Consider the following 25,702-nt stretch of genomic DNA (forward strand, 5'->3'; position numbering starts at 1 on the left):
CGGAAGACGAAAAATTCTCGTCGGCCTTGCAGGGCATTGAGCAACTTGCCGATTTCATTGCTCGAAGTTCGCTTCGGGATGCGCTGTTCGGGTGGACATCGATGGCTGATCTGTGCGTCCAACAAACCGACCATGCCCCTCCCTCGGTGGCCTACCTTCGGATTTCAGCGCAATCATCGGGCCTGATCGAGTTTCGCTATATCGACACGAATGTGGAACGCCGGCAATGGACACGGACGGAAACGCCAGAACGAGCTGTTCACAGGCTTAGGACCTTCTTAGACCAACTTCATTGGGTTTCAGGTCCTGACAGCTTTGCTGCCATCCCGAACTAAAAGTTTGCGGCTTGGCCATCCAAACTCACTTTGGCTATTCCGGCGAGGTGGCATGGAGGCCGACGGCCTCCACAAATGCGGGATATGACCGTGTCACCCTCCGGCCAAGATTACTGTCGCTGGACGACAAATGGCATGATGTGTCAAAAGAAGCCCGCCGCATGTCAGCGTGGAGACAATCTTGGGACTTCGGGAAGATAAGAAGGATCGCACGCGAGCGCAGCTGCTCGAGGCCGCGTTGGACCTGATCCACAAGCGCGGATTCGAGGAAACGACCATTGCCGATATCGCTGCCGCCGTCAGCGTTTCGCCCCGCACCCTGCTTCGCTATTTCCCGACAAAGGAGGATGTGATCGTCAGCTGGGTGCAGGATGGCATGACGATCATCCGTGCTGAACTGACGGAGCGGCTCGCCTCGGAGCCGCCGGTTGTCGCACTTCTTGCTGCCGCGCGGGCGATGCTTACGGCTTTCGATGAAAGGTCGCGTTTCTTTCTCGCCATCGAGACGGCAATCCGCTCCAACAGGAGCATTTCTGCGCGAAAAGAACAGATGATCGCCGAACTGATCGACGAAATCGCCCATATTCTCGCCTCGCCGGACAGGCGGTCTCCGCTCCCTGACGTTGTCGCCTATACGGTCGCGGGGACGGTTTTCGCGCTCATCCGGGCATCGATAAACAGTTGGGTGGACGGCGGAGCGGCAATGTCACTTGTCGATCTCTTCGATCGCGCCGCCGGTATCCTTCACTTCGAACAAAATGTCACTTAGTGTCATTTGTCGTTGACAGACATAATTTCCCATGCAATTTCACAATGCGTTGCTGAGTAACGTCATTGCAAACAGCCTCGCCCTGCGAGCGCGCCTGCTTGGGAGATAGAATGTCCACACATCAAAAGATCGCGCTCGTCACCGGCGCCACCCGCGGCCTTGGCTTTGAAACGGCTCGCCAGCTCGGCCGGGAGGGCGTCTTCGTCCTTCTCGGCGCACGCGATCTTGCAACCGGGCAGGCAAAGGCCGAAGCATTGCGTGCGGAGGGGTTGGCGGTCGAGGCGATCGAGATCGATCTCAATCGCCCTGATACGATCGACGCTGCCGCATCGTCGATCGGCGAGCGGTTCGGCAGGCTCGACATCCTGATCAACAATGCGGGAATCCTGCTGCTCGACACCGACGATTTCCCCAGCGTGGCCTCCGTCGAAACCCTACGCGAATCCTATGAGGTCAATTTCATCGGAATGGTGATCGTGACCCAGAAACTGTTGCCGCTGATCCGCAAGGCGGTCAGCGGGCGCATCGTCAACCTTTCCAGCAGCGTGGGTTCGCTTTGGTGGACGGGCGATGCGAACAATCCCTCCCCCGATGTCAAATGGCTTGGCTATGCCGCCTCCAAGGCGGCGGTCAACATGCTGACCGTGCAGCTTGCCCTTGAGTTGAAAGATACGCCGATCAAGGTCAACGCTGTCTGCCCCGGCTATGTCATGACCGAATTGAACAGAGGCGGCGGCTACATCACCATCGAAGACGGCGTTCGCGCCCCGGTCAAATATGCTTTGCTTGACGATGCCGGACCGACCGGCCAGTTTTTCAACACAGACGGCCCGATCAACTGGTGATGGCCCTCGGCCTGACGCCTGGACAGTCCGGCGTGCGCAGGACCGTTCAGCGATACCGAATCTTGCACCCCACTCCCTTTCAAGGACCATGAAAAATGAAACCAACGGCGGATGACATCGTCGAGAGCAACCAGATCCTCTCGCTCTGGGCACACCTCGTCGACAATCATGCGTGGGACAGGTTCGGTGACGTCTTTACCGAGGATGCGCATTTCGACTCGAGCGTTTTCGGGTTTGCTCCGGTCACGGGCATCGCAGCGATCTGCCATATGGCCAGCCAGGACGGCCATGCGAAGGCCCATCACACGACGAATGTCTACGTTCAGGAAGGCGCGGGCAACGAACTCGTCGCCGTCTCGAAGGGGCTCGGCCTGTTGTCGAACGGGGCAGTGGCGAGCGTGACCTATACCGACCGGCTGCGGCGGACGCCGGAGGGCTGGCGTCTGGCGAGCCGCATTCTCGCGCTGCAAGCGCCATCACATTGAGGTCACGCCCTATGTCTCTCGTCAACCTGTCCCTAGCAAAAGTCATTGCCTGGCTGCTTGCAGCTTTCTTCTTCGTCGGCGCCTATGGCAACACCTTCGTCAGCCCCGAAATTGCCGCGGACTACGCCCGGTGGGGTTATCCGGAAAGCTTCCACTATCTGACCGCCCTCTGCGAATTCACCGCAGCGGTCATGCTCATCTTCAAACCACTCCGCCTCTACGGTTCAGTGCTTGGAAGTGCGGTAATGCTGGCGGCTGTGGGTACGGTTCTGTTCCATGGCGAATATACGCACGCAATTCCGCCCTTGGTGGTCCTCGGCCTTTGTGGGCTCGTCGCTCTTCTGACAGTTCGGCGGAGAGGATCGCAGTCGCTTCCATCCTAGCTTCGAATGGAGTCTCGACCATCCGAGTCCGCTTGTGGCGCATTTCACGAGCTGCTCACACCGAGGCTCTGGCGAGCATGCAATGCGGGATCGGATGCGAGCTTCACGATCAGGTCCGACAGGCTGTTGAGCGAGACGTCGTGTCCCTTGAACGGCTCGCCCTTTCTGGTGAGCTGATAGTTGACCTCAGCGTCGTGCGTGAACCAGCCCGGCCGCAGGATGGTATAGTCGAGGTCCGACTGCTCGATCAGCGCCGCAGAATCTCGATAGGGATCGAGGACGCTGCGATATTTCTCGCCGGGGACTTCGCCGTAGATGCCCATCGAACTGATGAAGATCAGCCGTTTCAGCCCCGCAGCATGCATGGCGTCGACGATCGACCGTGCTTGACGAGCCATATCGCCGGACAGGTTGGCATAGACGACGTCCTGCTTGGCCATCGCCAGGCGGAGCACCGCGGTGTCGAGAACGTCGCCGTCGACGATCCTCACTCTTTCAGGCGCCAGGTTGGCAAGACGGCTCGCCCGGCGCAGATAGAGGGTGAGATTGGCGTCCGTCCCGTCGAGGAGCATCCGCGTCGTGTTGCGCGCCAACTGCCCGTTGGCACCGAGTATAAGGATGTTGGTCATGCTGATTTCCCTCAATAGGTCGAGGTGAGAAGCTCCACGAGCCTCCACCCGGCGGGTTTGCGGACATAGACTTCGGTGAAAGCCAGACGATACTGTCCTCGGTGTCCCCCCATGGTCACCGTGAAAACGGCCTTGCCTCGGAGCGTGGCTCGATCGCCCTCGACCGCAACCGAAGCGCCCCGCGGCTCGATGCGGTTGTAGACAAATCGGCCCGATCGCAGCTCTTCGATCCACTCTCGCTTCGAAGACACATGCCCGGTGATGTGGACGAAGTGCAGATCGTCGTCGAAAAGCGCCTCGACCAGATCGATACGGCCGGATGTCTTCCAACGGAATTTGTCCAGCGACAGGGCGATGATCTCTTCCTCGGCGCTTCGTGCTGCGTGGTTCATCGAGAACAGCCTTTCTGGTCGAGATGTGCTTGCGCTACTGCCTGCCTCCATCATCTAGTCCATGGGCGAAAAGACGATTAGACTGCAAAATCCGCATTCGGTATTGAGCAGAATTCAAAAATGTCCCGAGACAGCATCAACGACCTCACTGTCTTTTTGGCAGTTGCGCGAGAACAGAGCTTCACGAGAGCGGCGGCAAAGCTTGGCGTCTCGCCTTCGGCGCTCAGCCATTCGATGCGGCTGCTCGAGGAGCGGCTCGGGGTTCGGTTGCTGACGAGAACGACCCGGCGCGTCTCCGTGACCGATGCCGGGGAGCGGTTGCTGCACTCGATCGAGCCGCACTTCGACGGCATCGATACCGCGCTGGCGGCTCTCACAGAACTGCGCGACAAACCTGCGGGGACGGTTCGGATCACCGCCGGCGAGCATCCGACGACATCGATCCTCTGGCCGGCGATAGAGCGACTTCTTCCAGAATATCCGGATATCAAGTTTGAAATCACGGTGGACGGGGCGCTCACCGATATTGTCGCGGAGCGCTACGATGCGGGAATTCGGCTCGGCGAGCAGCTCAACGGCGATATGATCGCCGTGCGGATCGGACCTGAGATGAGAATGGTGGTCGTTGGTTCGCCAGACTATTTCGCGCGCCACCCAAAACCGTCGACGCCGCAGGACCTGACTGCCCATGCCTGCATCAACATCAGACTGCCGACCTATGGAGGCTATCTGGTTTGGGAGTTCGAAAAGGACGGGCGGGAGGTTCGTGTCCGTGTCGATGGCCCGTTGGCTTTCAACACCACGCAGATGGTGATGAGAGCGGCGCTCGGGGGCGTCGGACTTGCTTACTTGTTCGAGGATCATGCACGAGATGAAATCGAGAGCGGGCGGCTTGCCACCGTTCTCGACGACTGGAACCCGCTGTTCGATGGTTATTTCCTCTACTATCCGAGCCGCCGTCAGATGTCTCCGGCCTTCAGCGTGCTGGTCGACGCGCTGCGATACCGACCATCACGTTCCGATCATTGATGAGAATTCCTCAAAAGCGCATGCAGGAATAGCAATCTAATCGGCAGAATAGGCGGGTGCTATCTCTCGGGACATCGGCGGCAATCGCCGCAATGACGGTTCCGGAGAGCGCCATGAGATCACCCCCACAGGCCAGCCGGCCCTCCAGCCGAGCGGAAAAACCTTTATCGCACGCGGTCAACAAGACAGCGATCCTGACCATCATCCTCACCAGCTACGTGATGCTCGTACTCGACACGTCGATCGTGCTGACGGGGCTTCCGAGCATTCATCGTGAACTTGGCTTTTCCGATCCTGAACTCGCCTGGGTGCAGAGCGCCTATACCCTCACCTTCGGAGGCTTCCTGCTTCTGGGTGCAAGGGCAGGCGACATTCTCGGCCGCAAGCGCATGCTCACCATCGGCCTTGCTCTCTTCACCGCGTCTTCGCTCGCCATCGGTCTTGCCGAGACGCCGGCCTGGATGATCGGCGCGCGTGCCGTCCAGGGGTTTGGCGGCGCTATTCTTGCGCCGGCCACGCTGGCCTTGCTGCAGACGACCTTCGCTGAAGGGACCGAGCGCACCCGCGCAGTTTCCTATTACAGCGCCGTCGCCGGCATTGCGGCCAGCGTCGGCCTCGTGCTCGGCGGCATATTGGCCGAGTGGCTGTCGTGGCGTGTGGGCTTCTTCATCAATCTGCCGATTGGCCTCGGCATGATCCTCGCCGCGATCCGCTTCGTTCCCGAGACGGGACGGCAGTCGGGGCGGCTCGATATTGCCGGAGGCCTGACCTCGACGATCGGCATGGTGGCGCTTGTCTATGGCCTGATCCGTTCGGCGACGCATGGCTGGCATGATAGCTTGACCATCGGGCTTATCGCGACCTCCCTATTGCTGCTGGTGGCCTTTGTTGCCATCGAACGGAATGCTCGGCAACCGATCATGCCGTTGCGTCTCTTCGCCAGTCGCGAACGCGTCGGGGCCTATTCTGCGCGAATGCTCTTCCTCGGCGGAATGATCGGCTTCTTTTTCTTCACGACGCAGTTCCTGCAGAGTGTTCTTGGATACAGCGCTGCCGCCACCGGATTGGCTTTCCTGCCCGCGACACTCGTGAACTTTGCATCGGCAATGGCCGTGCCGCAGCTGACGAAGCGGTTCGGCAACGCCCGCCTGCTTGCCACGGGTTTTGTCCTGACCCTTGTCGGCATGACTTGGCTCAGCCGTGTCTCCGCCGATGCGGACTATCTGAGTGACATCGCCTTGCCGATGATCCTGATCGGCTGGGGCCAGGGTTTCGTCCTCAGCCCCCTGACAGCCTCGGGCATCTCAGGCGTCTCCGGTGCCGATGCCGGCGCCGCCTCAGGTGTGGTCAACGTCGCCCACCAGCTCGGCAATTCCCTTGGTCTTGCGATCCTGGTCGCCGTCACGGCTTTCGGCACGAGCGGCCTGGAAGGCATCCAACTTCTCGCCCATCGCGTGACGATGGCGTTGACCGGCTCGGCCGCGATGATGGCGCTCGCGCTTGTTCTCGTCCTTGCCCTGATCGTCCGGCGGCGCCACCCCGCCTCAGCCATCGTCCCGGTCGCCGAAGAGTCGGTCGACGTCGCCTGACGCGCAATCCGCCAATCCGTTCCAACTCAAGGAGATTTCCATGCAAGACAATACTCTGGAACAACGCATCCAGACCCTCGAAGACAAGGTCGCCCTCAAAGCACTCGTCGACACTTTCGCCAATCTCGCCGACCAGAAGGATTTGGCCACTCAATCGCTGCTGTTTGCCGAAGACGCGGTTGTCGACACCTACTTCGAAGGACAGCTTTTTGCGTCGCTTAGAGGCCGCAAGGAGATTCAGGAGACCTTTACCGGCTTCATGGCCAATTTCGAGACGGCCTACCATATCAATGGTCAGCATACCGCGGAAATTGACGGAGACCGCGCAACAGCAGTGCACTATTGCCTGGTTGTCCTCGTCAATACGGTCGATGGCAAAAAGATGAGGAATACCAACGGTGTTTATTACAATGACGAATATGTGCGCCAGGGCGGTCGGTGGCTGATCTCGAAGCGCACGTCGCATTTCACATGGCGTGACACGATGGAGATGGCGGCCGGTTGACCGAGGCCTGAGACGCCGCTCGAGTCCCGCCGAAGACTCACACAATCGAAAAGGGGCGCCCGAACGGCCGCCCCTTCATCCATTGGCAATGAACGCTCAGAGCTGCTCCAACATCGCGGCAGCGCCCGAGACGGTGGCCTGGCCGGGGCTTTCCTCGACGTTGAGAGCTTTCACCACCCCGTCTTCCACCAGCATCGAATAACGCTTGGAGCGGAGGCCGAGGCCGCCGGCGGAGAGGTCGGCGTCGAGGCCGACGGCCTTGGTGAAGCCGGCATCCCAATCGGCGAGGAAGTGGATCTTGCCCATGCCGCCTGACGATTGCGCCCAGGCGCCCATCACGTGCCAGTCGTTGACGGCGACGACGGCGATGTCGTCGACGCCCTTGCCAAGGATGGTGTCGCGGTTTTCGAGATAACCCGGCAGGTGGTTCAGCGAGCAGGTGGGCGTAAACGCGCCCGGCACGGCAAAGAGCACGACGCGCTTGCCGGCGAAGAGCTGATCGGTGGTGATTTCGACCGGGCCGTCAGCTGTCTTTTCCTTGAAAGTGGCGGCAGGAAGCTTGTCGCCGATCGCGATGGTCATGGTCTTCTCCTTGAGTTCTGGATTGGGGGTTCTGGCTTTGGGGATTCCGGCTTGGCGGTGGCGGGCGCCGTAGGGGATCTGCGGCGACTATAGGAGCCCATCATTGAAAGGCAAGGCCGGTCATTGAAAGGCAAGACCGGTCATTCGAAGGCAAGCGTCGTCTCCATCGCCCGTTCACCGTCGATGACGAGCACGCTCCATTGCTTGCCTACTATGTCGTAATCCTTCGGCAGCTTGCCGATTGATATATCGACCTTGAAGGTGGCGCCGTCGCGTTTGCCGCCGATCTGCTTGGTGAAGGCATAACCGCTCGGGCCGGTGACGATGATATCCGGCGCGCCCTTCCCCTCACCCGGCCCCCCGGCCGGCAGAGCGAGCGTCAGCGACAGCGTCTTCCTGTCGGGCGACATCGCATGCGCCGTCACGCCGAAATCCACCGATGGCGGCTTCGGCAGGCTCGCATCGGCGGCCTGAAGGATCGCCTCCTCCTGCGGGTGCGACTGGATGGCGGGGCCAAGCTTCAGCTGCAAATTCGCCTGGAAGGGAATGCAGATATCCTTGCAGATGCCGATGAAGGCGGCAGCATCGATCGTAACCGGGCCTTTGCCGGCCACCGTCAGCGACAGCGGCAGCGTCACCGGCGCGTCATAGGCAATATCCTCGATCGCGCCGTTGAAAAAATGCTTCGGAACGGGATAGGCGATGGCATCGAGCGTGACGCCGCTTGCCGCCGCGATGGTGATTTGCGGCGGAATGCCGCTGTTGCCGGGCTCTTTCCAATAGGTGATCCAGCCGGGCTTCGGCTCGATCTGAAGGGCAGCGCGGATTTTGCCGCGGGCATCGGGCGCGAGCGCCACGAGGCGCATGCGGCCGCCTTCGTTGTCCGCCCAGGCGCTCATTTCCGCATGGGCGGAATAAAACGGCACAAGGGCTGCGACCACCGACACAACCGCGATTAAAAGCCTGCGCGGGCCTGAGGAAATAATCATCATGGAACAAAGGTTTACCGAATGTGCTGTTTGGCCGCCAGAAGTCGCGGCGATTTAAATCTTCATTTTCAGTTGATTGATGTGTGACATTGGCCCATGTTTCTTTTGTCGAGGCCTTGGTGCGGTCTAGCAGCAGGAGGAACGATGTCCTTATTGACGCTGAAGAACAGACGGGAACGTGGCTTCTTCGATGGCCAATTCCTCATCGCCATGCCGGGCATGGAAGACCGCAATTTTGCGCGCACAGTGATCTACATTTGCGCGCATTCGGATGCCGGCGCCATGGGCTTCGTCATCAACCGTCCGCAGAGCCTCACCTTCACCGATGTGCTGCTGCATCTCGACATGATCAAGCAGGAAGATTCGATCGTGCTGCCGAAGCGGGCGCGCGAATTCCCGATCCAGACCGGCGGGCCGGTGGAAAGCGGCCGCGGCTTCGTGCTGCATTCGGACGATTATTCCAGCGACTCCAGCATTCCCGTCAGCGACGATATCTGCCTGACGGCGACGCTCGATATCGTGCGCGCCATCTCCAAGGGCGATGGGCCGACGCGGGCGACGATGCTGCTCGGCTATTCCTCCTGGTCGGCCGGCCAGCTCGAAAGCGAGGTCGTCAACAATGGCTGGCTCACCTGCCCGGCCAATGAGGAATTGATCTTCGACCGCAGCCTCGACGACAAATACGAGCGGGCGCTCGCCGGCATGGGCGTGACCGCTGCCATGCTTTCGGCCGAAGCCGGCCATGCCTGAGGGGCTGGCCTGACAGCAGCTGACCTGACGGCAGCGGGAACGAATAGCTGCGAGTGACGTTTCGTTTCGGCAAGCATGGACAAAAGGCCCATGCTGACCAAGGAGACATCACATAATGGGTAGCACCAGCGACAAGATTTCCGGTAAGGCAAACGAAATTGCCGGCAAGACCAAGCAGTCCGTCGGTAAGGCGACGGACGATCGCGAAATGCAGGCCAAGGGCGCCGTCCAGGAAGCCAAGGGCAAGGGACAGGTCGCAACCGGCAAGGTCAAGGACAAGCTCAAGGGCGCCGTCGACCGGCTCTGAGCAATAGTGCATCCTTCAAGAACCATGCCTGCTGCGCCCCTCGCGCGGCAGGCATTTTTAATCCCCCACCCTCATGCTTTGCAGAGATAGACAAGATGAAGCTTTTTGCCTGCGACAATTGCGATCAGGTCGTCCACTTCGACAACCGTCGATGCGTGCGTTGCAACCATCGCCTCGGCTTCCTGCCAGGCGACCTCGCCATGCATGCGCTGGAGCCGCGCGACGAGACGCTCTGGCAGCTCGTTTCCAATCCCGATCGCGATGTCCGCTTCTGCGCCAATGCCAGCCTCGACATCTGCAACTGGCTGGTGGACGATGATGGCGAGAGCGAATTCTGCGTTGCCTGCCGCCATAACCGGCTGGTTCCGAACACCGATACCCAGGACGGCATCGATCGCTGGCGGCGCATCAGCCAGGCGCAGCGTCATCTGTTTTATTCGCTGCTGCGCTGGAAGCTGCCGCATCCCGATCGGGCGCAAGACCCGCAAGGCGGCCTGGTCTTCGATTTCCTCGAGGATTCGATAGAGAGCAACGGCTTTATCGTGCCGGCCATGACCGGCCACGAGGAAGGCCTGATCACCATCCGCGCCGCGGAGGCCGACGATGCGACGCGCGAACAGGCGCGCAGCTCGATGAACGAACCCTATCGCACGCTGCTCGGCCATTTCCGCCACGAGGCCGGCCATTTCATCTGGAACAAGCTGGTGCGCGACCGCAACGCCGTAGAAGATTTCCGCACGGTCTTCGGCGACGAACGGCAGGATTATACGACAGCCCTCCAGACCCATTATGCCGGCGGCGCCCCCTTGGGATGGCAGGACAATTTCATCAGCGCCTATGCGGCATCACACCCCTGGGAGGATTTCGCCGAATGCTTCGCGCATTACCTCCATATCGTCGACACGCTCGAAACCGCTCGCGCCTTCGGCATCGCCATCGATCCGCGCGGCCATGAAGAAATCGCCGGCGAGGTGGATTTCATCCCCTACAGGGCAAGAAGCGCCGAACAGCTGGTCAGCGCCTGGGTGCCGCTCAGCATCGCGATCAACGCCATCCAGCGCAGCATGGGTCAGCCTGACTCCTATCCCTTCGTGCTCTCCTCGCCTGTTGTGGCAAAACTCGAATATCTGCACCGGCTGATCCAGGGCGCGGCGACGGCACCGCAGCAGCGGGCGGCTTAAGGTACTGAGGCCCGCCACGTCGTTGCCGCTATCCCACTGCGCCGGCGAGTTTGGCTGGAATGACCGCATCGTGATCTGATCAGCGAAGAGCTTGTGTCTTTATTCAACCCAGCCAGCTCCTCACCTGTTCCATCGTCCGGCGTTCCTGGTCCGCTTCCAAGGAGAACGGCGGCTCGATCGTAGCACGCGGCGCCAGGGACCTGATCACTTCAAGGCTGCTTCCAAGGCCGTAACCGCCATGAGTGATGAAGGGCCGGATGATCTTGCCCGAAAGATCATGAGACCGCAGAAATGAGCGGATAACAGGCGGTGCCGTTGTTCCCCAAATCGGGAAGCCCAGGAATATCTCCCGATACTGCTCGAGATTGGCAACCAATTGAGCCAGGGGCGGGAGGAAGCCTTGTTCGGTTTCCCGGCGAGCCTGGGCAACAGTTTCCTCATAGTCTTCCGGATAGGGCTCGGCCGGCTGGATTTCAATCAGCGCGGCCTGGCGTGCCCGGCGGACCTGCAGGGCAATGACCCGTGTATTGCCTGTCCGGGTAAAGTACGCGACCAGCGTGTTCGCGGACGGAGTTTGCTGAGCCTCAGTGCCGGCGGAGGTCATAGCCAGCCCGATGGCCGCAAGGGGCAGCGACGTGAGAAAATGCCGGCGTGCGCTCGATTTCTGCATGCGCTTTTCCTCGCAGCTTGTCGGTCAATTATTCAGCTTCGCGACCCTGGCGATAGTCCTCAGTCGCGACTTTCTCCATCCAGGTCACGCTGTTGCCGTCGAGTGCTTCCGATACCGCAAAATGCACCATCGCTTCATCAGCCGACGCACCGTGCCAGTGTTTTACCATCGGGGGAATCCAGACGACATCACCCGGTTCCATGACCTGGACCGTGCCGCCTTCCTTCTGGACCCAGCCTCGGCCGGAAACGACAAACAGCGTCTGACCGAGCGGGTGCGAATGCCAGGCCGTATGGGCGCCAGGTTCGAAGGCAACCGTGGCACCGCCAATGCGGGCAGCGCCATCACCCTTGTAAGCGGCCGATATCTGGACCTCGCCGGTGAAACGCTCGGCCGGACCGCTTACCGGTTGGCTGCCGCGTTTGACCACCTTGATATCTGCTTCCGCCGGGTTGCTCGAGGCGGACGCTTCACGGCTTGCGAAGACCGTTTTGAGAACCGGCACTGCTGATATGGCGCGAGGCCAGCCGGCATAGAACCCGACATGGGTAACAGCTTCAGCTGCCTCTTCGCGGCTGAGACCATTATCCATGGCGCGGGTGAGATGGAACGTCAGTTGGTCAGACTGCCCCATCGCCACGAGAGCGGCCACCGTAACGAGGCTGCGATCGCGGGCCGACAGATCCGGGCGCTGCCACAGATCACCGAACAATGCCCGGTTTGTCAGGTCGGCAAGGGCCGGCGCGGTAGGTGCCACCTCGGCGTCCACGGACGCGCTGCGGGCGGCTTCCGTTGCGGCATCGAACTGAATGCGTGGGTCACCGCTGTCCGCCACGGGCGCGATCTTCAGCTCGTCAAAGGCCTTCTTGGTCTCCGTCACGGCCGATATCGCATTGGGCCAGCCGGAATAAAATGCAAGATGAGTGACGACCTCACCCACTTCCCTGGGCTCGACACCATTTTCTAGGGCGCGCTTTACGTGGTTGGCAAGGACGTGCCCCTTGCCGGTTGAGATCAGTACCGAAATGGTGACCAGGCTGCGGTCGCGCGGGGTCAGATCCCCGCGCTTCCAAAACTCGCCGAACAAAACGTCATCCGTGAAGTGGCCAAGGCCCGGGGCGACGTCATAGACGGCCGGCGGAGCTACGCGGGGGTTCTGCTGCGCTTCGGCGCCTGCGGCTGCGAATGCCGAGATGGCAAGGCTTGCGGCGATGGTTTTCACGGTGATCTCCTTATTGACTGTCTGCTCCGACATACGATCGGAGGACGGGCCCGATTAGGCATCGGATTCCGAAAGGGGCTATATCCGCCATTCATGAAAGGGGCGGCCTCTAGGACGCCGCTCCGCTGGGCAGTTGGTCAGCGGGCCTTTGTCCCTGGCGGATCTATAGACCGCCGGCTATCGAGGAGAATTTACTCCTGGCCGATTACTCCGACTAGATGCTAGGATCCAAATAGACTTATATTGAGGATTCATGAATGAGGCGCGATGAACTGGGTGACCTGGCAGCCTTCCTGACGGTCGCTGAAGAACGAAGCTTCACACGCGCGGCAGCACTGCTGGGGACATCGCAATCCTCCCTCAGCCATACAGTGCGCCGACTGGAAGATCGCATGGGCCTCCGGCTCCTGACGCGGACGACCCGCACCGTTGTTCCGACCGAGGCCGGGGAGCAGCTGGCCGAAACGCTGCGACCTGCGTTCAATGATATCCGCAGCCGGCTGGATGCACTTGGCGCCATGCGTCATGCGCCGGGAGGCACGATACGCATCACTTCGACCCGGCATGCCGCAGAAACGATCCTCATGCCTGCCGTAAAGGGATTGATGCGGTCTTACCCGGATATCAACATCGAGATCTCTGTCGACAATCGGCTGATTGATCTTGTGAACGAGCGCTTTGACGCCGGGGTCCGGCTTGGGGAGCATATCGAAAAAGATATGATCGCGCTCAAGATCGGACCGGAAATGCGCATGCTGGTCGTTGCCTCGCCGGATTATTTCGCACGGCATCCGAAACCGGCCACTCCGCATGACCTGACGCAGCACCACTGCATCAATCTCAGGCTTGCAACTGTTGGCGGCTTGTACGCCTGGGAGTTCGAAAAAGACGGCAAGCCGCTGAATGTTCGTGTGGAAGGTCAGTTCATCTGCAATGACGTCCAGATGATCGTCGATGCGGCGCTGGGCGGTTTTGGTCTGGCATGCCTGCCAGACGATTACCTGCTGCCGCTGATCCGTGAAGGAAAACTGGTGCCCGTGCTGGAGGACTGGTCACCGCCATTTTCTGGATATCACCTTTACTATCCGAGCAGACGGCTTGCTTCCCCCGCATTCTCGCTTCTGGTGAATGCATTGCGTTATCGCAGTTGATTTCGCCCGGGACGGAAAGGACGCACGGCGCTCAATGTCGCCGAGACGCGCAAAGGCAAATGTGCGGGACTTAAAACGAAACCGCCTTGCCCTTCTTGAAAGGCTCCATGCCCCGGCGGGCGAGTTCGTCGGCGCGTTCGTTTTCCGGGTGGCCGGCATGGCCCTTCACCCAGTGCAGCGTCACCTTGTGGCGGTCACGGGCCGCCTCCAGCGCCTGCCAGAGTTCGGCATTCTTCACCGGCTTCTTGTCGGCGGTTTTCCAGCCGTTTTTCTTCCAGCCGAAAATCCACTTGGAGATGCCGTCCTTGACATAGGCGCTGTCGGTATAGAGATCGACCTCGCAAGGGCTCTTCAAGGCCGATAGCGCCGAGATCGCCGCCAGCAGCTCCATGCGATTGTTGGTCGTATCCGCCTCGCCGCCGCAAAGCTCCTTTTCGACATCGCCATAACGCAGCACGGCGCCCCAGCCACCCGGGCCGGGATTGCCGGAGCATGCGCCGTCGGTGAAGATATCGACGTGTTTCATAGGCTCAATCCGTATTCGGCCGGCGTTTTGATCTGGCGGTGGAACCGCAGCTTGCGGAGATATTCGAGCGGGTCCTTCTTGGTGACCATGGCACCTTCCGGCGTCGTCAGCCAGTCATAGAGCCGGGTCAGGAAGAAGCGCAGCGCGGATCCGCGCGACAGCACCGGCAGGGCTGCGATTTCGGCATCGCTCAGCGGCCGGACGCTCTGGTAACCCTCGAGCATCGCCGTGCCCTTGGTGATGTTGTAGGCGCCGTCCTTCTCGAAGCACCAGGCATTCAGGCAGATCGAGACGTCATAGGCGAGCAGGTCGTTGCAGGCGAAATAGAAGTCGATCAGGCCGGAGAGCTGGTCGCCGAGGAAGAAGACGTTGTCGGGGAAGAGGTCGGCATGGATGACGCCGGCCGGCAGGCCACTCGGCCAGGCGGTGGAGAGGAAGTCAAGTTCGTTGCGGATTTCGGTCTGCAGGCCGGGCTCGACCTCGCCGGCGCGCGCTTCGGATTTTTCCCACAGCCCCCGCCAGCCGTCGATCGACAGGGCATTCGGCCGCTTCAGCTCAAACCCGTCACCGGCCACATGCATCTCGGCCAGCGCCCTGCCGACCTCGCGGCAATGTTTCGCCTCCGGCTTTCTCAGCCACATGCCTTCGAGGAAGGAGATCAGCGCCGCCGGACGGCCGGACAGCGAGCCGAGCAGCGCGCCATCGCGGCGCGGCAGCGGCAGCGGGCAGGACAGACCGCGGGCGGAAAGATGCTGCATCAGGCCGAGGAAGAAAGGCAGGTCGCTCTTTTCCACCCGCTTCTCATAGAGCGTCAGGATCAGCGGATCCTTGGAGGTGTGAAGCAGGAAGTTGGAATTTTCGACGCCTTCGGCAATGCCCTTGTAGGAGAGCAGCGTGCCTGCGTCATATTCCGTCAGGAACCACTTCAGATCGTCTTCGGCGATATCGGTATAGACTGCCAAGTGAGGTCTCGCCCTTCATGCCTTGTTGATATTGGATTTGCCGGAGTGGACGCCAGGCCGAAAGGCCGATCTAGCCGTTGACGAAGGCCATGTCGGCCGCCGTCAGCTCGATATTGCGCAGTTCGCGGTTGACGAGGAAGTTTTCAGTTTCCTGCACCGTTTCGGCCAGCTCGACGCGAGCGTCGAAGCGGGCGCGGAAGGCCTCGATGATCTCGTTGACGATGACCTCGGGGGCCGAGGCGCCGGCGGAAAGGCCGAGCGTCGAAATCGCGCCGATCTCGTCCCAGTCGAGCTCGGCGGCGCGCTGCACGAGGATCGATTTCTTCGCCCCTGCCCTGAGCGCCACTTCGACGAGACGCTTGGAATTGGACGAATTCGGCGCGCCGACGATGATGAAGAGATCGCAGCCGGGGGCTGCCTGCTTCACCACTTCCTGGCGGTTGGTCGTCGCATAACAGATCGAGTCCGCTGCCGGCGCCGTCAGGTTCGGGAAGCGCTCGTGCAGGCGGGTGATGACGCCGGCCGTATCGTCGACCGACAGCGTCGTCTGGGTGACATAGCCGAGATTGTCGGGATCGACGGGGACATAAGCGTCGGCATCCTCGATCGTCTCGATCAGCGAGACCGAACCCTCCGGCAGCTGACCCATCGTGCCGATCACCTCAGGATGGCCGGCATGGCCGATAAGGACGACATGGCGGCCGAGGCGATTGTGGCGCATCGCCTGCTTGTGGACCTTTGAGACCAGCGGGCAGGTGGCGTCGAGATAGAAGAGGTTGCGGCTTGCCGCATCCTCCGGCACGGATTTCGGCACGCCGTGAGCGGAAAAAACCACCGGCTGGGCGCGATGTTCGGCCGGGATCTCGTCCAGTTCCTCGACGAAGACGGCGCCCTTGGCTTCCAGCCCTTCGACGACATAGCGATTATGGACAATCTCGTGGCGCACATAGACCGGCGCGCCATAGGATTTCAGCGCCAGCACGACGATCTGGATGGCGCGGTCGACGCCGGCACAGAAGCCGCGCGGGCCGCAGAGCCGGATCGTCAAAGGAGGTTTCGCCGCAATATTCATGTCTGTTCCACAAATTCCTCATTCCTGTGCTCGTCACAGGAATCCAGCCACGGCGCGTCGGCGCCGTGAATGACTGTCAACATCCTCGTCCCTCTTCCGCGCCCAAGGACTTGGCGCACTGGATTCCTGTGACATCCCTCGGGTTAAACCCGAGGACAGGAATGAGGGAGAACTTGGCAACGTCCAGCTTCAACAGCAACGTCCCGCGTAGGGCTTAGGGACCTCTAGCCCAATATGGTCGAGAATTGAAGTGATACTATTGCTGAGGTGGCTTGGCACCCTTGCGGAACCAGGAGATCGCCACCACGACGAGAAGCACGGCGGCCAGCCCGTACCAGGTGAAAGCATATTGCAGATGGTCGTTCGGCAGATCCACCTGGGTGACGCCGCCGATCGGCAGGCCGGCCGGATTGGGGGTGGAATCGGCATCGACGAAAAAGGGAATGACGCTCGCTTTCTCCAGCCCGACGCTCTCGGCCATGACGTCGAGATCCTTCCAGTAGAAGATGTTCTTGGCGACGTCGTTGTCGGGCACCACCCAGGAGGGCTTGCCGGGAAGCTTTTCGCGCGCCAGGCCGGTGACGGTCTGCTGATCCGTCAGCTGGCCCTGCATGCGCATTTCCGGCTCCTTATTGTCAAAGGGAACGAAGCCGCGATTGACGAAGAGAAAGCGCCCGTCGGCAAGCTCCAGCGGGGTATAGATGTAATAGCCGGTCTGGCCGCGCCAGGTGGCGAAGAAGTGCCGCTCCTTGTTATTGATGTAGCGGCCGGCGGCGGTGACCTTGCGGTATTCGATGTCCCCGCCCGTCGCCGCCATCGCCTCGATGTCGGCCAACGGCACGGGGCTTGCTGCCTGCCGCGCGGCGATATCGGCGATCAGGCCCTCCTTCCAGTGCAGGCGCTCCACCTGCCAGGTGCCGAGCGAAATCAGGATGGCAAGAGCGATCAGCACCAGGATGCCGGTGAAAACCGGCAGCCGGCGGCGCGGCGCGGCATGGTCGATATCAGTCACTCAGGCGTCCTTCGCGGGCATTATGGCGGTATTGCATGGCGATCAGGATGCCCTTGAACCAGCGCAGCGTCAGCAGCGACAGGATAATCGTCAACGGAGCAAAGAGCAGGATATGCACCCAGATCGGCGGCCCATAATTCACCTGCAGCCACAACACCATGCCGATGACGATGAAGCCGACGATGAGGATGACGAAGACGGCGGGGCCGTCACCGGAATCGGCGAAGGAATAATCGAGGCCGCAGGCGGCGCAACGCGGCTTTACGCCGAGCAGGCCGTCGAACAGTTTGCCTTGGCCGCAGCGTGGGCAGCAGCCCTTGATGCCGGTTTTCACCGGATCGACGGGCGGAAAATGGGCGCTGTCCTCGTTCATTCCACTCCTTCTGGCCACTCCTTCTGGCCATTCCTTCCGGCAGCCTTGGTGGTCGCGGCGCGATGCCGCCTTAACTCTCCCATAAAGTATTCGCAGGACGAAGGGAAATGCCTGCGTGATTTCGTCCCGCTGATAGTTCCTCACATCGGAATCGATGTGAGGAACTATCAGCAATTCAAAGTGTTACAGCGTCCTTGCCGCGTCCGAAAAGTCGCGCGGCGCTGTAATGATTCGCGCCAAACAGAAGAAGAAGACTGATGACCAATGATAGCCATTCCGTGCAGATCATTATCCTGAACGGCGCGCCGCGGAGCGGCAAATCAAGCATCGCGCGCGCGGTACAGGAACACTTCGAAGGGCCGTGGATCAACCTCGGCGTCGACAGCTACAATGCCATGACACCGAAACGCTACCTTCCGGGCATCGGATTGCGGCCGGGCGGCGAACGGCCGGACCTGGAGGAACTGGTGCCGTTCTTTTATGCGGCGCTCTACGAATCGATCGCCATCCATGCCAGCCTGGGGCTTAATGTCATCGCCGATCTCGGCCACCATGACAGTTATTCGCAGCCGCTCGGCATCCTCGCCGATTGCGCCCGGCGACTGGAAGACTTTCCCGTGCTGTTCGTCGGCGTGCGCTGTCCGATCGAGACGATCATGCAGCGGCGCGACATTGTCCAAGAAGGGCGCGAGACGCTTTATCTCAGCGCCACGGAGGACGTGCCCATTCCAGAACCGGTGCAGCGCTGGCAGGACGAGGTGCATCGTCCCGGCATCTACGACATGGAGGTCGATACGTCAGTGCTGACACCACTCGAATGCGCCGAGGCGATCCGCCATCAGTTGGATCTCGGCATTCCCGAACCTTCGGCCTTCGAACGGATCGCCGGGGCGCGCTGAGGCGATAAAAGCGGGCACGAGGGCCTTCATCGGCCCAGGAGATTGCCGCACCTGCCCCTCATCCGGCTGCCGCCACCAACCGGGGTCGAGCCACGGGTCTCGACCCGTCCTTCGGACCCCCGAAAACGGGACGAAGGGACATGCCGCGACCTCTCCGTCCCTCTCTCGCGTCTCGTATGGCACGTCCCCTCTCCCCGTTTTTTACGGGGAGAGGGTTAGGGTGAGGGGGCAGCCGTCGGCGCAAGCCGGACATCAGTGGCACGAGGCCAAGCAAACGAGATTTGCCAACAAAAAAGGCGGGCACGAGGCCCGCCTTTTCTCAAATATCGTTCCGGTCAACCGGCTACCGGAGCGCCCCAGCCGCCCCAGACGTAGATGCAGAAGAACAGGAACAGCCAGACGACGTCGACGAAATGCCAGTACCAGGCCGCTGCCTCGAAGCCGAAATGCTGTTTCGGGGTGAAGTCGCCGCGCAGCGCACGGATCAGGCAGACAGCCAGGAAGATCGTGCCGACGAGGACGTGGAAGCCGTGGAAGCCGGTCGCCATGAAGAAGGTCGCGCCGTAGATCGAGCTCTTGAAGGCGAACGGGGCGTGAGCATATTCGTAGGCCTGAACGGCCGAGAAGAACATACCGAGCAGCACGGTCAGCGTCAGGCCCTGGATCAGGCCCTTGCGGTCGTTGTGCAGCAGCGCATGGTGCGCCCAGGTGACCGTGGTGCCCGACAGGAGCAGGATGACGGTGTTGTAGATCGGCAGGTGCCAGGGGTCGAGAACCTCGATACCCTTCGGCGGCCAGGTGCCGCCGGTATAGAGCACGCGCGAGGCCTGAATCGCTTCGTTCGGATAGAGGCTAACGTCGAAATAGGCCCAGAACCAGGCGACGAAGAACATCACTTCCGAAGCAATGAACATGATCATGCCGTAGCGCAGGTGCAGCGAGACGACACGGGTGTGGGCGCCCTCATGGGCTTCCTTCACCGTATCGGCCCACCAGCCATACATGACGTAGAGCACCAGCGCGAAGCCGATATAGAAAACCCAGGGATTGGCAAGCTCGAAGCCGGCGACCTTGAAGGAGCCGCCATTGAGATAACGCATGTAGCAGACGCCGCCGAGCGCCATGATGAAGGCGCCGAGCGAGGCTAGAATCGGCCAGGGGCTCGGATCGATGATGTGATAGTCGTGATTCTTCTGGTGAGCATCGGCCATGTCGTTATCCCCGGATGTCTTCCTTCACTCCGCTCCCGGCATAGCCGGAAACGAGCCTTGATCAAAGTTTCTTTTCAATCTTCTCCGCTCCACCCTCATTCGAAGCCACCGGCTTCGGACCCTCTTTCGGGTAGAACGTATATGACAGCGTGATCGTATGGATATTCTTCGATTCCACCGCCTTGACGATTTCAGGATCGATGTAGAACACGACAGGCATGTCGAGCTTCTCGCCCGGCTTCAGGTCCGTTTCCGTAAAGCAGAAACATTGCACCTTGTTGAAATAGACGCCGGCTTCGCCCGGCGTGACGTTGAAAACCGCCTGGCCGCGCTGGGTCTCGTTCGAACGATTCTCGGCGGTGAAATTGACCTGGATGGTCTCGCCGATCTTCGGGTTGACCTCGCGCTCGACCGGCTTGAAGTCCCACTGCAGGCCGGGGGCGACATTGGCGTCGAAGGTGACGCGCATCGTGCGGTCGAGCACGACGCTCGACACCTGGTCGACGCGCTGCGTCGTGCCGTTATAGCCGGTCACCTGGCAGAAGATGCGGTAGAGCGGCACGGCGGCGTAGCTCATCGCGCCCATGCCGAAGACGAAGCTCAGGCACATCATGACGACGGCGCCGTTGTTGCGGCCGGGCTTTTTCGGTGCGGCGGGGTTATCGCTCATCCGGCCGTTCCCCCGCCGATCTTCACGATTGCCATCACGTAGAAGAGAACGACGAGGCCGGCAAGCACCAGCCCGAGAGCCACGTTGCGGTTGCGGCGCGACTTGAGTTGCTTTTCCGTGAGCTTGACCAATTCCATCAGAACCAACCTCCCGCATGCGAGACCAGCACCGACGCCAGCCGGTCGATCATCAAGGCGGAGAACACGGCGAAGAGATAAAAGATCGAGAAGCCGAAAAGCTTCTTCGCCGGGATCATCTTCAAATCGCCGTCGGGCATGCGCCAGACGGCGATGGAACAGTATATGAAGATCGCGCCGAGGGCGGCGGCGACCAGGCCATAGCCGAGGCTTGCGAAACCGAGGAAGGACGGCAATACCGCGCAGACGGCGGTCAGCACCGCATAGGCGACGATCTGATGCTTGGTCACCCGTTCGCCGGCAACGTTCGGCAGCATCGGCACCCCGACGGCCTCGTAGTCGCGCATCTTGAAGAGGGCAAGCGCCCAGAAATGCGCCGGCGTCCACAGGAAGATGATGAGGAAGAGAACGGTGCTCTCGATCGTCACGCTGTTGGTCACGCAGGCCCAGCCGATCATCGGCGGGAAGGCGCCGGCAGCACCGCCGATGACGATGTTCTGCGGCGTCGAGCGCTTCAGCCACATGGTGTAGACCACGGCATAGAAGAAGATGGTGAAGGCGAGGATGCCGGCCGAGAGCCAGTTGACGGCGAGACCAAGAATCACGACCGAGAAGCCGGACAGCACCAGGCCGAAGGCGAGCGCCTCGGAGGGCGCGATGCGGCCGGCCGGGATCGGGCGGTTGGCGGTGCGGCTCATGATGGCGTCGATATCGGCGTCATACCACATGTTCAGCGCGCCGGAGGCGCCGGCGCCGACGGCGATGCAGAGGATGGCGATCATGCCGAGGACCGGATGGATATGGCCCGGCGCCAGCACGAGACCGGCAAAGGCAGTGAAGACCACGAGCGACATGACCCGTGGCTTCAGCAATTCGAAATAATCGCGCGCACTCGCTTCCGACAATTCGCCGTCCTTTGCAAGCACCTCGTGATTGTCGATAACCGTCATCATTCCGTCCTGAATGTCTTACCATCAGGACGCCGTATCGAGTGCGGCGTCCTGATGCCCGCGCAATTTACTTGATGCGCGGAAGCTGTTCCCACTGGTGATAGGGCGGCGGCGAAGGCAGCTGCCATTCGAGCGTCGTTGCACCCTCACCCCACGGATTGTCGCCGGCGACACGCTTCCTGGCGAAGGCTTCGAAGACGCCGTAGAGGAAGATCAGCACACCGAAGGCCGAGATGTAGGAGCCGATCGAGGAAACATAGTTCCAGCCGGCAAAGGCATCCGGATAATCGATGTAGCGGCGCGGCATGCCGGCGAGGCCGAGGAAGTGCTGCGGGAAGAACACCAGGTTGACGCCGATGAACATGATCCAGAAATGCAGCTTGCCGACCAACTCGTTGTACATGTAGCCGGTCATTTTCGGGAACCAGTAGTACCAGCCGGCGAAGATCGCAAAGACGGCGCCGAGCGACAGAACGTAGTGGAAGTGGGCCACGACGTAATAGGTGTCATGCAGCGAGCGGTCGAGACCGGCATTGGCGAGCTGGACGCCGGTGACGCCGCCGACCGTGAACAGGAAGATGAAGCCGATCGCCCAGAGCATCGGCGTGCGGAACGAGATCGAGCCGCCCCACATCGTCGCGATCCAGGAGAAGATCTTCACGCCCGTCGGAACGGCGATGACCATCGTCGCGAAGACGAAGTAGCGCTGCGCGTCGAGCGATAGGCCGACCGTGTACATGTGGTGGGCCCAGACGACGAAGCCGACGGCGCCGATCGCGACCATGGCGTAGGCCATGCCGAGGTAACCGAAGATCGGCTTCTTCGAGAAGGTCGAGATGATGTGGCTGACCATGCCGAAGCCCGGCAGGATGAGGATGTAGACCTCGGGGTGACCGAAGAACCAGAACAGGTGCTGGTAGAGGATCGGATCGCCGCCGCCTTCCGGAGAGAAGAACGCAGTGCCGAAGTTGCGGTCGGTGAGCAGCATGGTGATGCCGCCTGCCAGAACCGGCAGCGACAGCAGCAGCAGGAAGGCGGTGATCAGCACGGACCATGCAAACAGCGGCATCTTGTGCAGCGTCATGCCGGGAGCGCGCATGTTGAGGATCGTGGTGATGAAGTTGATCGCACCGAGGATCGACGAGGCGCCGGCAATGTGGAGCGCGAAGATCGCAAGGTCGACCGCCGGTCCCGGCGTGCCGCTTGTCGCCAGCGGCGGATACATCGTCCAGCCGCCACCCGTGCCATAGGCGCCTGCCGGGCCTTCGACGAACATCGACAGCAGCAGCAGCGCGAAGGCCGGAACGATCAGCCAGAAGGAGATGTTGTTGAGGCGCGGGAAGGCCATGTCCGGCGCGCCGATCATGATCGGCACCATCCAGTTGGCGAAACCGCCGATCATCGCCGGCATGACCATGAAGAAGATCATGATCAGCGCGTGCGCCGTCGTGAACATGTTGAACATCTGCTTGGCGCCGTCGATCGCGGCATCGCCCTCATAGCCGTAGACCATCGAGGCCAGGCCGTGGAAGATCTGGATGCCAGGCTCCTGCAACTCCATGCGCATGGCAACCGACAGCGCGCCGCCGATGATGCCGGCAATGATCGCGAAGATCAGGTAGAGCGTGCCGATGTCCTTGTGGTTGGTAGAGAACAGCCAGCGATTGGCAAAGCTCGGCTTGTGCCCGTGATCGTGATCGTCATGCGCGTGGTCATGATGGGCGGCGTGATCATGAGAATGATCGTCGTGAGCGGAAGGTCCAGCCATTGTCCCGATCCCCTTTATTACTGTGCTTCGGCGACGTTGACGGTCTTTGCGGGACCATCGGTTGCGGCCATGAGTGACTTGTAGGCGCCGGGCAGGTCGCTGGCGGCTGCGGTCAGCCACTGCTTATACTTGTCCTCGGAGACGACGCGGATGGCGATCGGCATGAACGCATGGTCCTTGCCGCAGAGCTCGGAACACTGGCCGTAGAACAGGCCTTCGCGCTCGGCCTTGAACCAGGTCTCGTTCAGGCGGCCCGGCACGGCATCGATCTTGACGCCGAAGGACGGCATGGCGAAGGCGTGGATGACGTCGGTCGGCGCGGAGGTCACGAGAACGCGGACCGTCTTGTTGACCGGCAGGACCAGTTCGTTATCGACGGCGAGAAGACGCGGATAGATCGACTTGTCTTCCTTGCCGGCGGCCGCGCGGTCCTGATCCTTCAGCAGGAAGGAATCGAAAGCGAGCGGGCTTTCGCCCGAACCTTCATATTCGTAATTCCACTGCCACTGGGTGGCGGTTGCCTTGATCGTCACGTCTGGGTTTTCGGGCAGCGTCAGTTGCGCCGTCAGCAGGTTGAACGAAGGAATGGCGAGAAGAAGAAGCACCAGGACCGGCCCCACGGTCCAGGCAACCTCGATCAGCGTGTTATGGCTCGTCTTCGAGGGAACCGGGTTCGCGCTGGCGCGGAACTTGAAACAGACGACGATGAGCAGGACCAGAACGAAGAGCGTGATCGGAACGATAAACCACAGGGTATATTGTTCGAACCAGTGGATTTCCCGCATGATCGGCGTTGCCGCCGGCTGCAGCGTCGCCTGCCACGGCGTGGGCTGGTCGGCATATGTGCCGGAAGCAAAAAGCAGACAGACCAGCGTGGTCAGGGCTGCATAAGCCTTCTTCATCACCTTATTATCTCCCTCGAGCGCTTGACCTGCAAAATACAACGCAGAATCCTTGCCATCTTCAGCGCTTCAAACCACAGTTTGGCATTCGCCGCAACAGGTCAGAGCAATTGTCTATGCGGCATTTTTGCTCAAAGCATAGGCAGGTCAGAACGGCAAAACATCCCAAGTTTTTCATCAGCATATGAAAAATCGGCTTTCCGGCCAATCCGCGCGCGACACATTATTTCGCAAAGGTCCAATTTCCGCCGCAGTCCCCCGGTTTTCACGGGGTGGGGCTTTTCATTTTTGGTGGGCAGCTTCAACAATAGCCGCAATGATTCGATATCCAGAGGTTTCCATGGGTTTCCGTTCCCTCGCGCAGTCGCTTCTCCTGACTGCCAGCATCGCGGCCGCAGCGACGACGCCCGTTTTCGCACAGCAGCAACCCGCCCCCTCGCAGGCCAAGCCTCCGGCTGCCGCACCGGCACCTGCTCCCGCCCCGGCGCAGCAACAGCCGAGTGCCGCCAAACCGAATGTCGAACCGGTGACACCTGGCCAGACGCAGCCGCCGGCGCCGGGCACGGTAAAGTCCAATCATGGCGCATGGTCCGTCGTCTGCGACAAGCCGGCCGGTGCTTCGACCGAACAATGCGCGCTGATGCAGAATGTCATCGCCGAGGATCGGCCGGAAGTCGGGCTTTCCGTCGTCGTGTTGAAGACGGCCGACCGCAAGTCGAAGATCCTGCGCGTGCTGGCACCACTTGGCGTGCTGCTGCCGAACGGCCTAGGCCTCAATGTCGACGGCAAGGATATCGGCCGCGCCTATTTCGTCCGTTGCTTCGCCGACGGCTGCTATGCCGAAGTCGTGCTCGAGGATGAACTGCTCAAGACCTTCCGTAGCGGTGCGCAGGCAACCTTCATCGTCTTCCAGACCCCGGAAGAAGGCATCGGCATCCCCGTCGACCTCAAGGGCTTTGCCGAAGGTTTTGACGCGCTGCCGTGAGGGCAGCTGCCGTCTACCGTGGGTCCGCCCCTCAGAGCGGCACGTAGGTAGATCGCGACGTCTCGACTCCTCTTCTCCCCAGCGGGGAGAAGGTGCCCGTAGGGCGGATGAGGGGGCCCGCGATGCCGGTCTTGCCTTACAACGCTCATGCGGGCTTCAACCGGAATAGAGTTTACGCGAAGGATGTGCCGTGCGGCCCCCTCATCCGCCTGCCGGCACCTTCTCCCCGCTGGGGAGAAGAGATTGTGCCGCGCCCTCTCCGTCCCTCGCTCGCTCTCGCAGGGCATGTCCCCATCGGCGCGAACCGGACAGTAAGGACCTGGGGTCTGGATGACTCTCGCCACATTATGCTCCCCAACAAAGAATAATTCGAAGACAGGGCTTCACTCTCTATAAGGTAGAGCCCTATCTAGGGAGTAAGT

30 protein-coding genes are annotated in these 25,702 nt (G+C 60.9%); 13 read left to right on the forward strand and 17 right to left on the reverse strand.

The window, feature by feature from the left end; genetic code table 11:
* Positions 1–516: 516 nt before the first annotated feature.
* From FFM53_RS07970 to FFM53_RS07985, 4 genes are all read left to right on the forward strand, one after another.
* Positions 517–1,104 (forward strand): TetR/AcrR family transcriptional regulator, encoded by a 588-nt coding sequence (locus FFM53_RS07970; protein WP_138387950.1) that lies wholly within the window; start codon positions 517–519, stop codon positions 1,102–1,104.
* A 110-nt stretch (positions 1,105–1,214) separates the two neighbouring features.
* A complete protein-coding gene (locus tag FFM53_RS07975) occupies positions 1,215–1,949 on the forward strand; it encodes an SDR family oxidoreductase (RefSeq protein ID WP_138328794.1) in 735 nt (244 codons plus the stop codon).
* A 95-nt stretch (positions 1,950–2,044) separates the two neighbouring features.
* A complete protein-coding gene (locus tag FFM53_RS07980) occupies positions 2,045–2,434 on the forward strand; it encodes a nuclear transport factor 2 family protein (RefSeq protein WP_138387951.1) in 390 nt (129 codons plus the stop codon).
* A gap of 11 nt (positions 2,435–2,445) precedes the next feature.
* Positions 2,446–2,817: a DoxX family protein gene (locus tag FFM53_RS07985; protein ID WP_138387952.1), complete on the forward strand. Its 372-nt coding sequence runs from the start codon at positions 2,446–2,448 to the stop codon at positions 2,815–2,817.
* Between the two features lie 44 nt (positions 2,818–2,861).
* Here FFM53_RS07985 and FFM53_RS07990 read toward each other — a convergent pair whose 3' ends face one another.
* Together FFM53_RS07990 and FFM53_RS07995 are read right to left on the reverse strand one after the other, a co-directional pair.
* Entirely contained in the window at positions 2,862–3,446 is a 585-nt protein-coding gene (locus tag FFM53_RS07990; RefSeq protein WP_138387953.1) for an NAD(P)H-binding protein, read from the reverse strand.
* 11 nt (positions 3,447–3,457) lie between these two features.
* On the reverse strand, positions 3,458–3,838 hold the full coding sequence (locus FFM53_RS07995; RefSeq protein ID WP_173883559.1) for a nuclear transport factor 2 family protein: 381 nt from the start codon (positions 3,836–3,838) through the stop codon (positions 3,458–3,460).
* Positions 3,839–3,958: 120 nt separating this feature from the next.
* Between FFM53_RS07995 and FFM53_RS08000 the strand changes: the two genes are divergently transcribed.
* The 3 genes from FFM53_RS08000 to FFM53_RS08010 all read left to right on the forward strand — a co-directional run bounded on the left by FFM53_RS08000 (position 3,959) and on the right by FFM53_RS08010 (position 6,961).
* On the forward strand, positions 3,959–4,867 hold the full coding sequence (locus tag FFM53_RS08000) for a LysR family transcriptional regulator (protein WP_138387955.1): 909 nt from the start codon (positions 3,959–3,961) through the stop codon (positions 4,865–4,867).
* Between the two features lie 113 nt (positions 4,868–4,980).
* Positions 4,981–6,456, forward strand: a complete 1,476-nt coding sequence (locus FFM53_RS08005; RefSeq protein WP_138387956.1) for an MFS transporter — start codon at positions 4,981–4,983, stop codon at positions 6,454–6,456.
* A gap of 40 nt (positions 6,457–6,496) precedes the next feature.
* Complete coding sequence (locus FFM53_RS08010; RefSeq protein ID WP_138387957.1) at positions 6,497–6,961, forward strand: nuclear transport factor 2 family protein; 465 nt, start codon at positions 6,497–6,499, stop codon at positions 6,959–6,961.
* Positions 6,962–7,057: 96 nt separating this feature from the next.
* On the opposite strand, the gene FFM53_RS08015 is transcribed toward FFM53_RS08010, so the two are convergent.
* Together FFM53_RS08015 and FFM53_RS08020 are read right to left on the reverse strand one after the other, a co-directional pair.
* Positions 7,058–7,543, reverse strand: a complete 486-nt coding sequence (locus FFM53_RS08015; protein ID WP_011650769.1) for a peroxiredoxin — start codon at positions 7,541–7,543, stop codon at positions 7,058–7,060.
* A gap of 140 nt (positions 7,544–7,683) precedes the next feature.
* Positions 7,684–8,535 (reverse strand): protein-disulfide reductase DsbD domain-containing protein, encoded by an 852-nt coding sequence (locus FFM53_RS08020; protein WP_138387958.1) that lies wholly within the window; start codon positions 8,533–8,535, stop codon positions 7,684–7,686.
* A 141-nt stretch (positions 8,536–8,676) separates the two neighbouring features.
* On the opposite strand from FFM53_RS08020, the gene FFM53_RS08025 reads away from it, so the two are divergent.
* From FFM53_RS08025 to FFM53_RS08035, 3 genes are all read left to right on the forward strand, one after another.
* Positions 8,677–9,282 (forward strand): YqgE/AlgH family protein, encoded by a 606-nt coding sequence (locus tag FFM53_RS08025; protein WP_130667473.1) that lies wholly within the window; start codon positions 8,677–8,679, stop codon positions 9,280–9,282.
* A 115-nt stretch (positions 9,283–9,397) separates the two neighbouring features.
* Positions 9,398–9,589 carry a CsbD family protein gene (locus FFM53_RS08030; protein WP_138328803.1) on the forward strand — a complete coding sequence of 64 codons (192 nt, stop codon included), beginning with the start codon at positions 9,398–9,400 and terminating at the stop codon, positions 9,587–9,589.
* A gap of 95 nt (positions 9,590–9,684) precedes the next feature.
* The gene (locus FFM53_RS08035) at positions 9,685–10,770 is read left to right on the forward strand and encodes a zinc-binding metallopeptidase family protein (protein WP_138387959.1); all 1,086 of its coding nucleotides are present in this window, start codon (positions 9,685–9,687) and stop codon (positions 10,768–10,770) included.
* A gap of 103 nt (positions 10,771–10,873) precedes the next feature.
* Here the strand turns inward: FFM53_RS08035 and FFM53_RS08040 are convergent, their stop codons facing one another.
* Positions 10,874–11,440, reverse strand: a complete 567-nt coding sequence (locus FFM53_RS08040) for a flavodoxin (RefSeq protein ID WP_138387960.1) — start codon at positions 11,438–11,440, stop codon at positions 10,874–10,876.
* A gap of 28 nt (positions 11,441–11,468) precedes the next feature.
* Complete coding sequence (locus tag FFM53_RS08045) at positions 11,469–12,662, reverse strand: (R)-mandelonitrile lyase (protein ID WP_138387961.1); 1,194 nt, start codon at positions 12,660–12,662, stop codon at positions 11,469–11,471.
* A 257-nt stretch (positions 12,663–12,919) separates the two neighbouring features.
* Between FFM53_RS08045 and FFM53_RS08050 the strand changes: the two genes are divergently transcribed.
* A complete protein-coding gene (locus tag FFM53_RS08050) occupies positions 12,920–13,813 on the forward strand; it encodes a LysR family transcriptional regulator (RefSeq protein WP_138387962.1) in 894 nt (297 codons plus the stop codon).
* Positions 13,814–13,883: 70 nt separating this feature from the next.
* Here FFM53_RS08050 and rnhA read toward each other — a convergent pair whose 3' ends face one another.
* From rnhA to FFM53_RS08075, 5 genes are all read right to left on the reverse strand, one after another.
* Positions 13,884–14,339, reverse strand: coding sequence for a ribonuclease HI (rnhA, locus tag FFM53_RS08055; protein ID WP_003545999.1), 456 nt, complete (start codon positions 14,337–14,339; stop codon positions 13,884–13,886).
* Positions 14,336–15,301, reverse strand: a complete 966-nt coding sequence (locus FFM53_RS08060; protein ID WP_138328808.1) for a homoserine kinase — start codon at positions 15,299–15,301, stop codon at positions 14,336–14,338. Before FFM53_RS08060 ends, rnhA begins: the two co-directional genes overlap by 4 nt.
* A 70-nt stretch (positions 15,302–15,371) precedes the next feature.
* Positions 15,372–16,373, reverse strand: coding sequence for a 4-hydroxy-3-methylbut-2-enyl diphosphate reductase (ispH, locus tag FFM53_RS08065; RefSeq protein WP_011650764.1), 1,002 nt, complete (start codon positions 16,371–16,373; stop codon positions 15,372–15,374).
* A 256-nt stretch (positions 16,374–16,629) separates the two neighbouring features.
* Positions 16,630–17,385, reverse strand: a complete 756-nt coding sequence (locus FFM53_RS08070) for an SURF1 family protein (protein ID WP_138387963.1) — start codon at positions 17,383–17,385, stop codon at positions 16,630–16,632.
* Positions 17,378–17,758: a DUF983 domain-containing protein gene (locus FFM53_RS08075; protein WP_003545995.1), complete on the reverse strand. Its 381-nt coding sequence runs from the start codon at positions 17,756–17,758 to the stop codon at positions 17,378–17,380. Before FFM53_RS08075 ends, FFM53_RS08070 begins: the two co-directional genes overlap by 8 nt.
* Before the next feature lie 257 nt (positions 17,759–18,015).
* On the opposite strand from FFM53_RS08075, the gene FFM53_RS08080 reads away from it, so the two are divergent.
* A complete protein-coding gene (locus FFM53_RS08080) occupies positions 18,016–18,657 on the forward strand; it encodes a chloramphenicol phosphotransferase CPT family protein (protein WP_138387964.1) in 642 nt (213 codons plus the stop codon).
* Positions 18,658–18,992: 335 nt separating this feature from the next.
* Here the strand turns inward: FFM53_RS08080 and FFM53_RS08085 are convergent, their stop codons facing one another.
* From FFM53_RS08085 to coxB, 6 genes are all read right to left on the reverse strand, one after another.
* Positions 18,993–19,868, reverse strand: coding sequence for a cytochrome c oxidase subunit 3 (locus tag FFM53_RS08085; RefSeq protein WP_138387965.1), 876 nt, complete (start codon positions 19,866–19,868; stop codon positions 18,993–18,995).
* A 61-nt stretch (positions 19,869–19,929) separates the two neighbouring features.
* Positions 19,930–20,538: a cytochrome c oxidase assembly protein gene (locus FFM53_RS08090; protein ID WP_130788898.1), complete on the reverse strand. Its 609-nt coding sequence runs from the start codon at positions 20,536–20,538 to the stop codon at positions 19,930–19,932.
* Complete coding sequence (locus FFM53_RS08095) at positions 20,535–20,675, reverse strand: hypothetical protein (RefSeq protein WP_012756322.1); 141 nt, start codon at positions 20,673–20,675, stop codon at positions 20,535–20,537. Before FFM53_RS08095 ends, FFM53_RS08090 begins: the two co-directional genes overlap by 4 nt.
* The gene (locus FFM53_RS08100) at positions 20,675–21,625 is read right to left on the reverse strand and encodes a heme o synthase (RefSeq protein WP_026264989.1); all 951 of its coding nucleotides are present in this window, start codon (positions 21,623–21,625) and stop codon (positions 20,675–20,677) included. Before FFM53_RS08100 ends, FFM53_RS08095 begins: the two co-directional genes overlap by 1 nt.
* A gap of 67 nt (positions 21,626–21,692) precedes the next feature.
* A complete protein-coding gene (gene ctaD / locus FFM53_RS08105; protein ID WP_138328814.1) occupies positions 21,693–23,393 on the reverse strand; it encodes a cytochrome c oxidase subunit I in 1,701 nt (566 codons plus the stop codon).
* 17 nt (positions 23,394–23,410) lie between these two features.
* Entirely contained in the window at positions 23,411–24,295 is an 885-nt protein-coding gene (gene coxB, locus FFM53_RS08110) for a cytochrome c oxidase subunit II (protein ID WP_138387966.1), read from the reverse strand.
* 316 nt (positions 24,296–24,611) lie between these two features.
* On the opposite strand from coxB, the gene FFM53_RS08115 reads away from it, so the two are divergent.
* A complete protein-coding gene (locus FFM53_RS08115) occupies positions 24,612–25,280 on the forward strand; it encodes an invasion associated locus B family protein (RefSeq protein ID WP_171599150.1) in 669 nt (222 codons plus the stop codon).
* Positions 25,281–25,702: the final 422 nt, after the last annotated feature.

This window comes from Rhizobium indicum, from assembly GCF_005862305.2.
Classification (GTDB): domain Bacteria; phylum Pseudomonadota; class Alphaproteobacteria; order Rhizobiales; family Rhizobiaceae; genus Rhizobium; species Rhizobium indicum.

Bases quoted from the DNA above. Each gene is read 5' to 3' on its own strand.
- ctaD (WP_138328814.1), bottom strand. From the start codon at position 23,393: ATGGCTGGACCTTCCGCTCACGACGATCATTCTCATGATCACGCCGCC.
- coxB (WP_138387966.1), bottom strand. From the start codon at position 24,295: ATGAAGAAGGCTTATGCAGCCCTGACCACGCTGGTCTGTCTGCTTTTT.
- FFM53_RS08040 (WP_138387960.1), bottom strand. From the start codon at position 11,440: ATGCAGAAATCGAGCGCACGCCGGCATTTTCTCACGTCGCTGCCCCTT.
- FFM53_RS07985 (WP_138387952.1), top strand. From the start codon at position 2,446: ATGTCTCTCGTCAACCTGTCCCTAGCAAAAGTCATTGCCTGGCTGCTT.
- FFM53_RS08025 (WP_130667473.1), top strand. From the start codon at position 8,677: ATGTCCTTATTGACGCTGAAGAACAGACGGGAACGTGGCTTCTTCGAT.
- FFM53_RS08010 (WP_138387957.1), top strand. From the start codon at position 6,497: ATGCAAGACAATACTCTGGAACAACGCATCCAGACCCTCGAAGACAAG.
- FFM53_RS07995 (WP_173883559.1), bottom strand. From the start codon at position 3,838: ATGAACCACGCAGCACGAAGCGCCGAGGAAGAGATCATCGCCCTGTCG.
- FFM53_RS07990 (WP_138387953.1), bottom strand. From the start codon at position 3,446: ATGACCAACATCCTTATACTCGGTGCCAACGGGCAGTTGGCGCGCAAC.
- FFM53_RS08020 (WP_138387958.1), bottom strand. From the start codon at position 8,535: ATGATGATTATTTCCTCAGGCCCGCGCAGGCTTTTAATCGCGGTTGTG.
- FFM53_RS07975 (WP_138328794.1), top strand. From the start codon at position 1,215: ATGTCCACACATCAAAAGATCGCGCTCGTCACCGGCGCCACCCGCGGC.
- FFM53_RS08080 (WP_138387964.1), top strand. From the start codon at position 18,016: ATGACCAATGATAGCCATTCCGTGCAGATCATTATCCTGAACGGCGCG.
- FFM53_RS08085 (WP_138387965.1), bottom strand. From the start codon at position 19,868: ATGGCCGATGCTCACCAGAAGAATCACGACTATCACATCATCGATCCG.
- FFM53_RS08100 (WP_026264989.1), bottom strand. From the start codon at position 21,625: ATGACGGTTATCGACAATCACGAGGTGCTTGCAAAGGACGGCGAATTG.
- FFM53_RS08035 (WP_138387959.1), top strand. From the start codon at position 9,685: ATGAAGCTTTTTGCCTGCGACAATTGCGATCAGGTCGTCCACTTCGAC.
- FFM53_RS08000 (WP_138387955.1), top strand. From the start codon at position 3,959: ATGTCCCGAGACAGCATCAACGACCTCACTGTCTTTTTGGCAGTTGCG.
- FFM53_RS08075 (WP_003545995.1), bottom strand. From the start codon at position 17,758: ATGAACGAGGACAGCGCCCATTTTCCGCCCGTCGATCCGGTGAAAACC.
- FFM53_RS08050 (WP_138387962.1), top strand. From the start codon at position 12,920: ATGAGGCGCGATGAACTGGGTGACCTGGCAGCCTTCCTGACGGTCGCT.
- FFM53_RS08030 (WP_138328803.1), top strand. From the start codon at position 9,398: ATGGGTAGCACCAGCGACAAGATTTCCGGTAAGGCAAACGAAATTGCC.
- ispH (WP_011650764.1), bottom strand. From the start codon at position 16,373: ATGAATATTGCGGCGAAACCTCCTTTGACGATCCGGCTCTGCGGCCCG.
- FFM53_RS07980 (WP_138387951.1), top strand. From the start codon at position 2,045: ATGAAACCAACGGCGGATGACATCGTCGAGAGCAACCAGATCCTCTCG.
- FFM53_RS08090 (WP_130788898.1), bottom strand. From the start codon at position 20,538: ATGAGCGATAACCCCGCCGCACCGAAAAAGCCCGGCCGCAACAACGGC.
- FFM53_RS08095 (WP_012756322.1), bottom strand. From the start codon at position 20,675: ATGGAATTGGTCAAGCTCACGGAAAAGCAACTCAAGTCGCGCCGCAAC.
- FFM53_RS08115 (WP_171599150.1), top strand. From the start codon at position 24,612: ATGATTCGATATCCAGAGGTTTCCATGGGTTTCCGTTCCCTCGCGCAG.
- FFM53_RS08005 (WP_138387956.1), top strand. From the start codon at position 4,981: ATGAGATCACCCCCACAGGCCAGCCGGCCCTCCAGCCGAGCGGAAAAA.
- FFM53_RS08015 (WP_011650769.1), bottom strand. From the start codon at position 7,543: ATGACCATCGCGATCGGCGACAAGCTTCCTGCCGCCACTTTCAAGGAA.
- rnhA (WP_003545999.1), bottom strand. From the start codon at position 14,339: ATGAAACACGTCGATATCTTCACCGACGGCGCATGCTCCGGCAATCCC.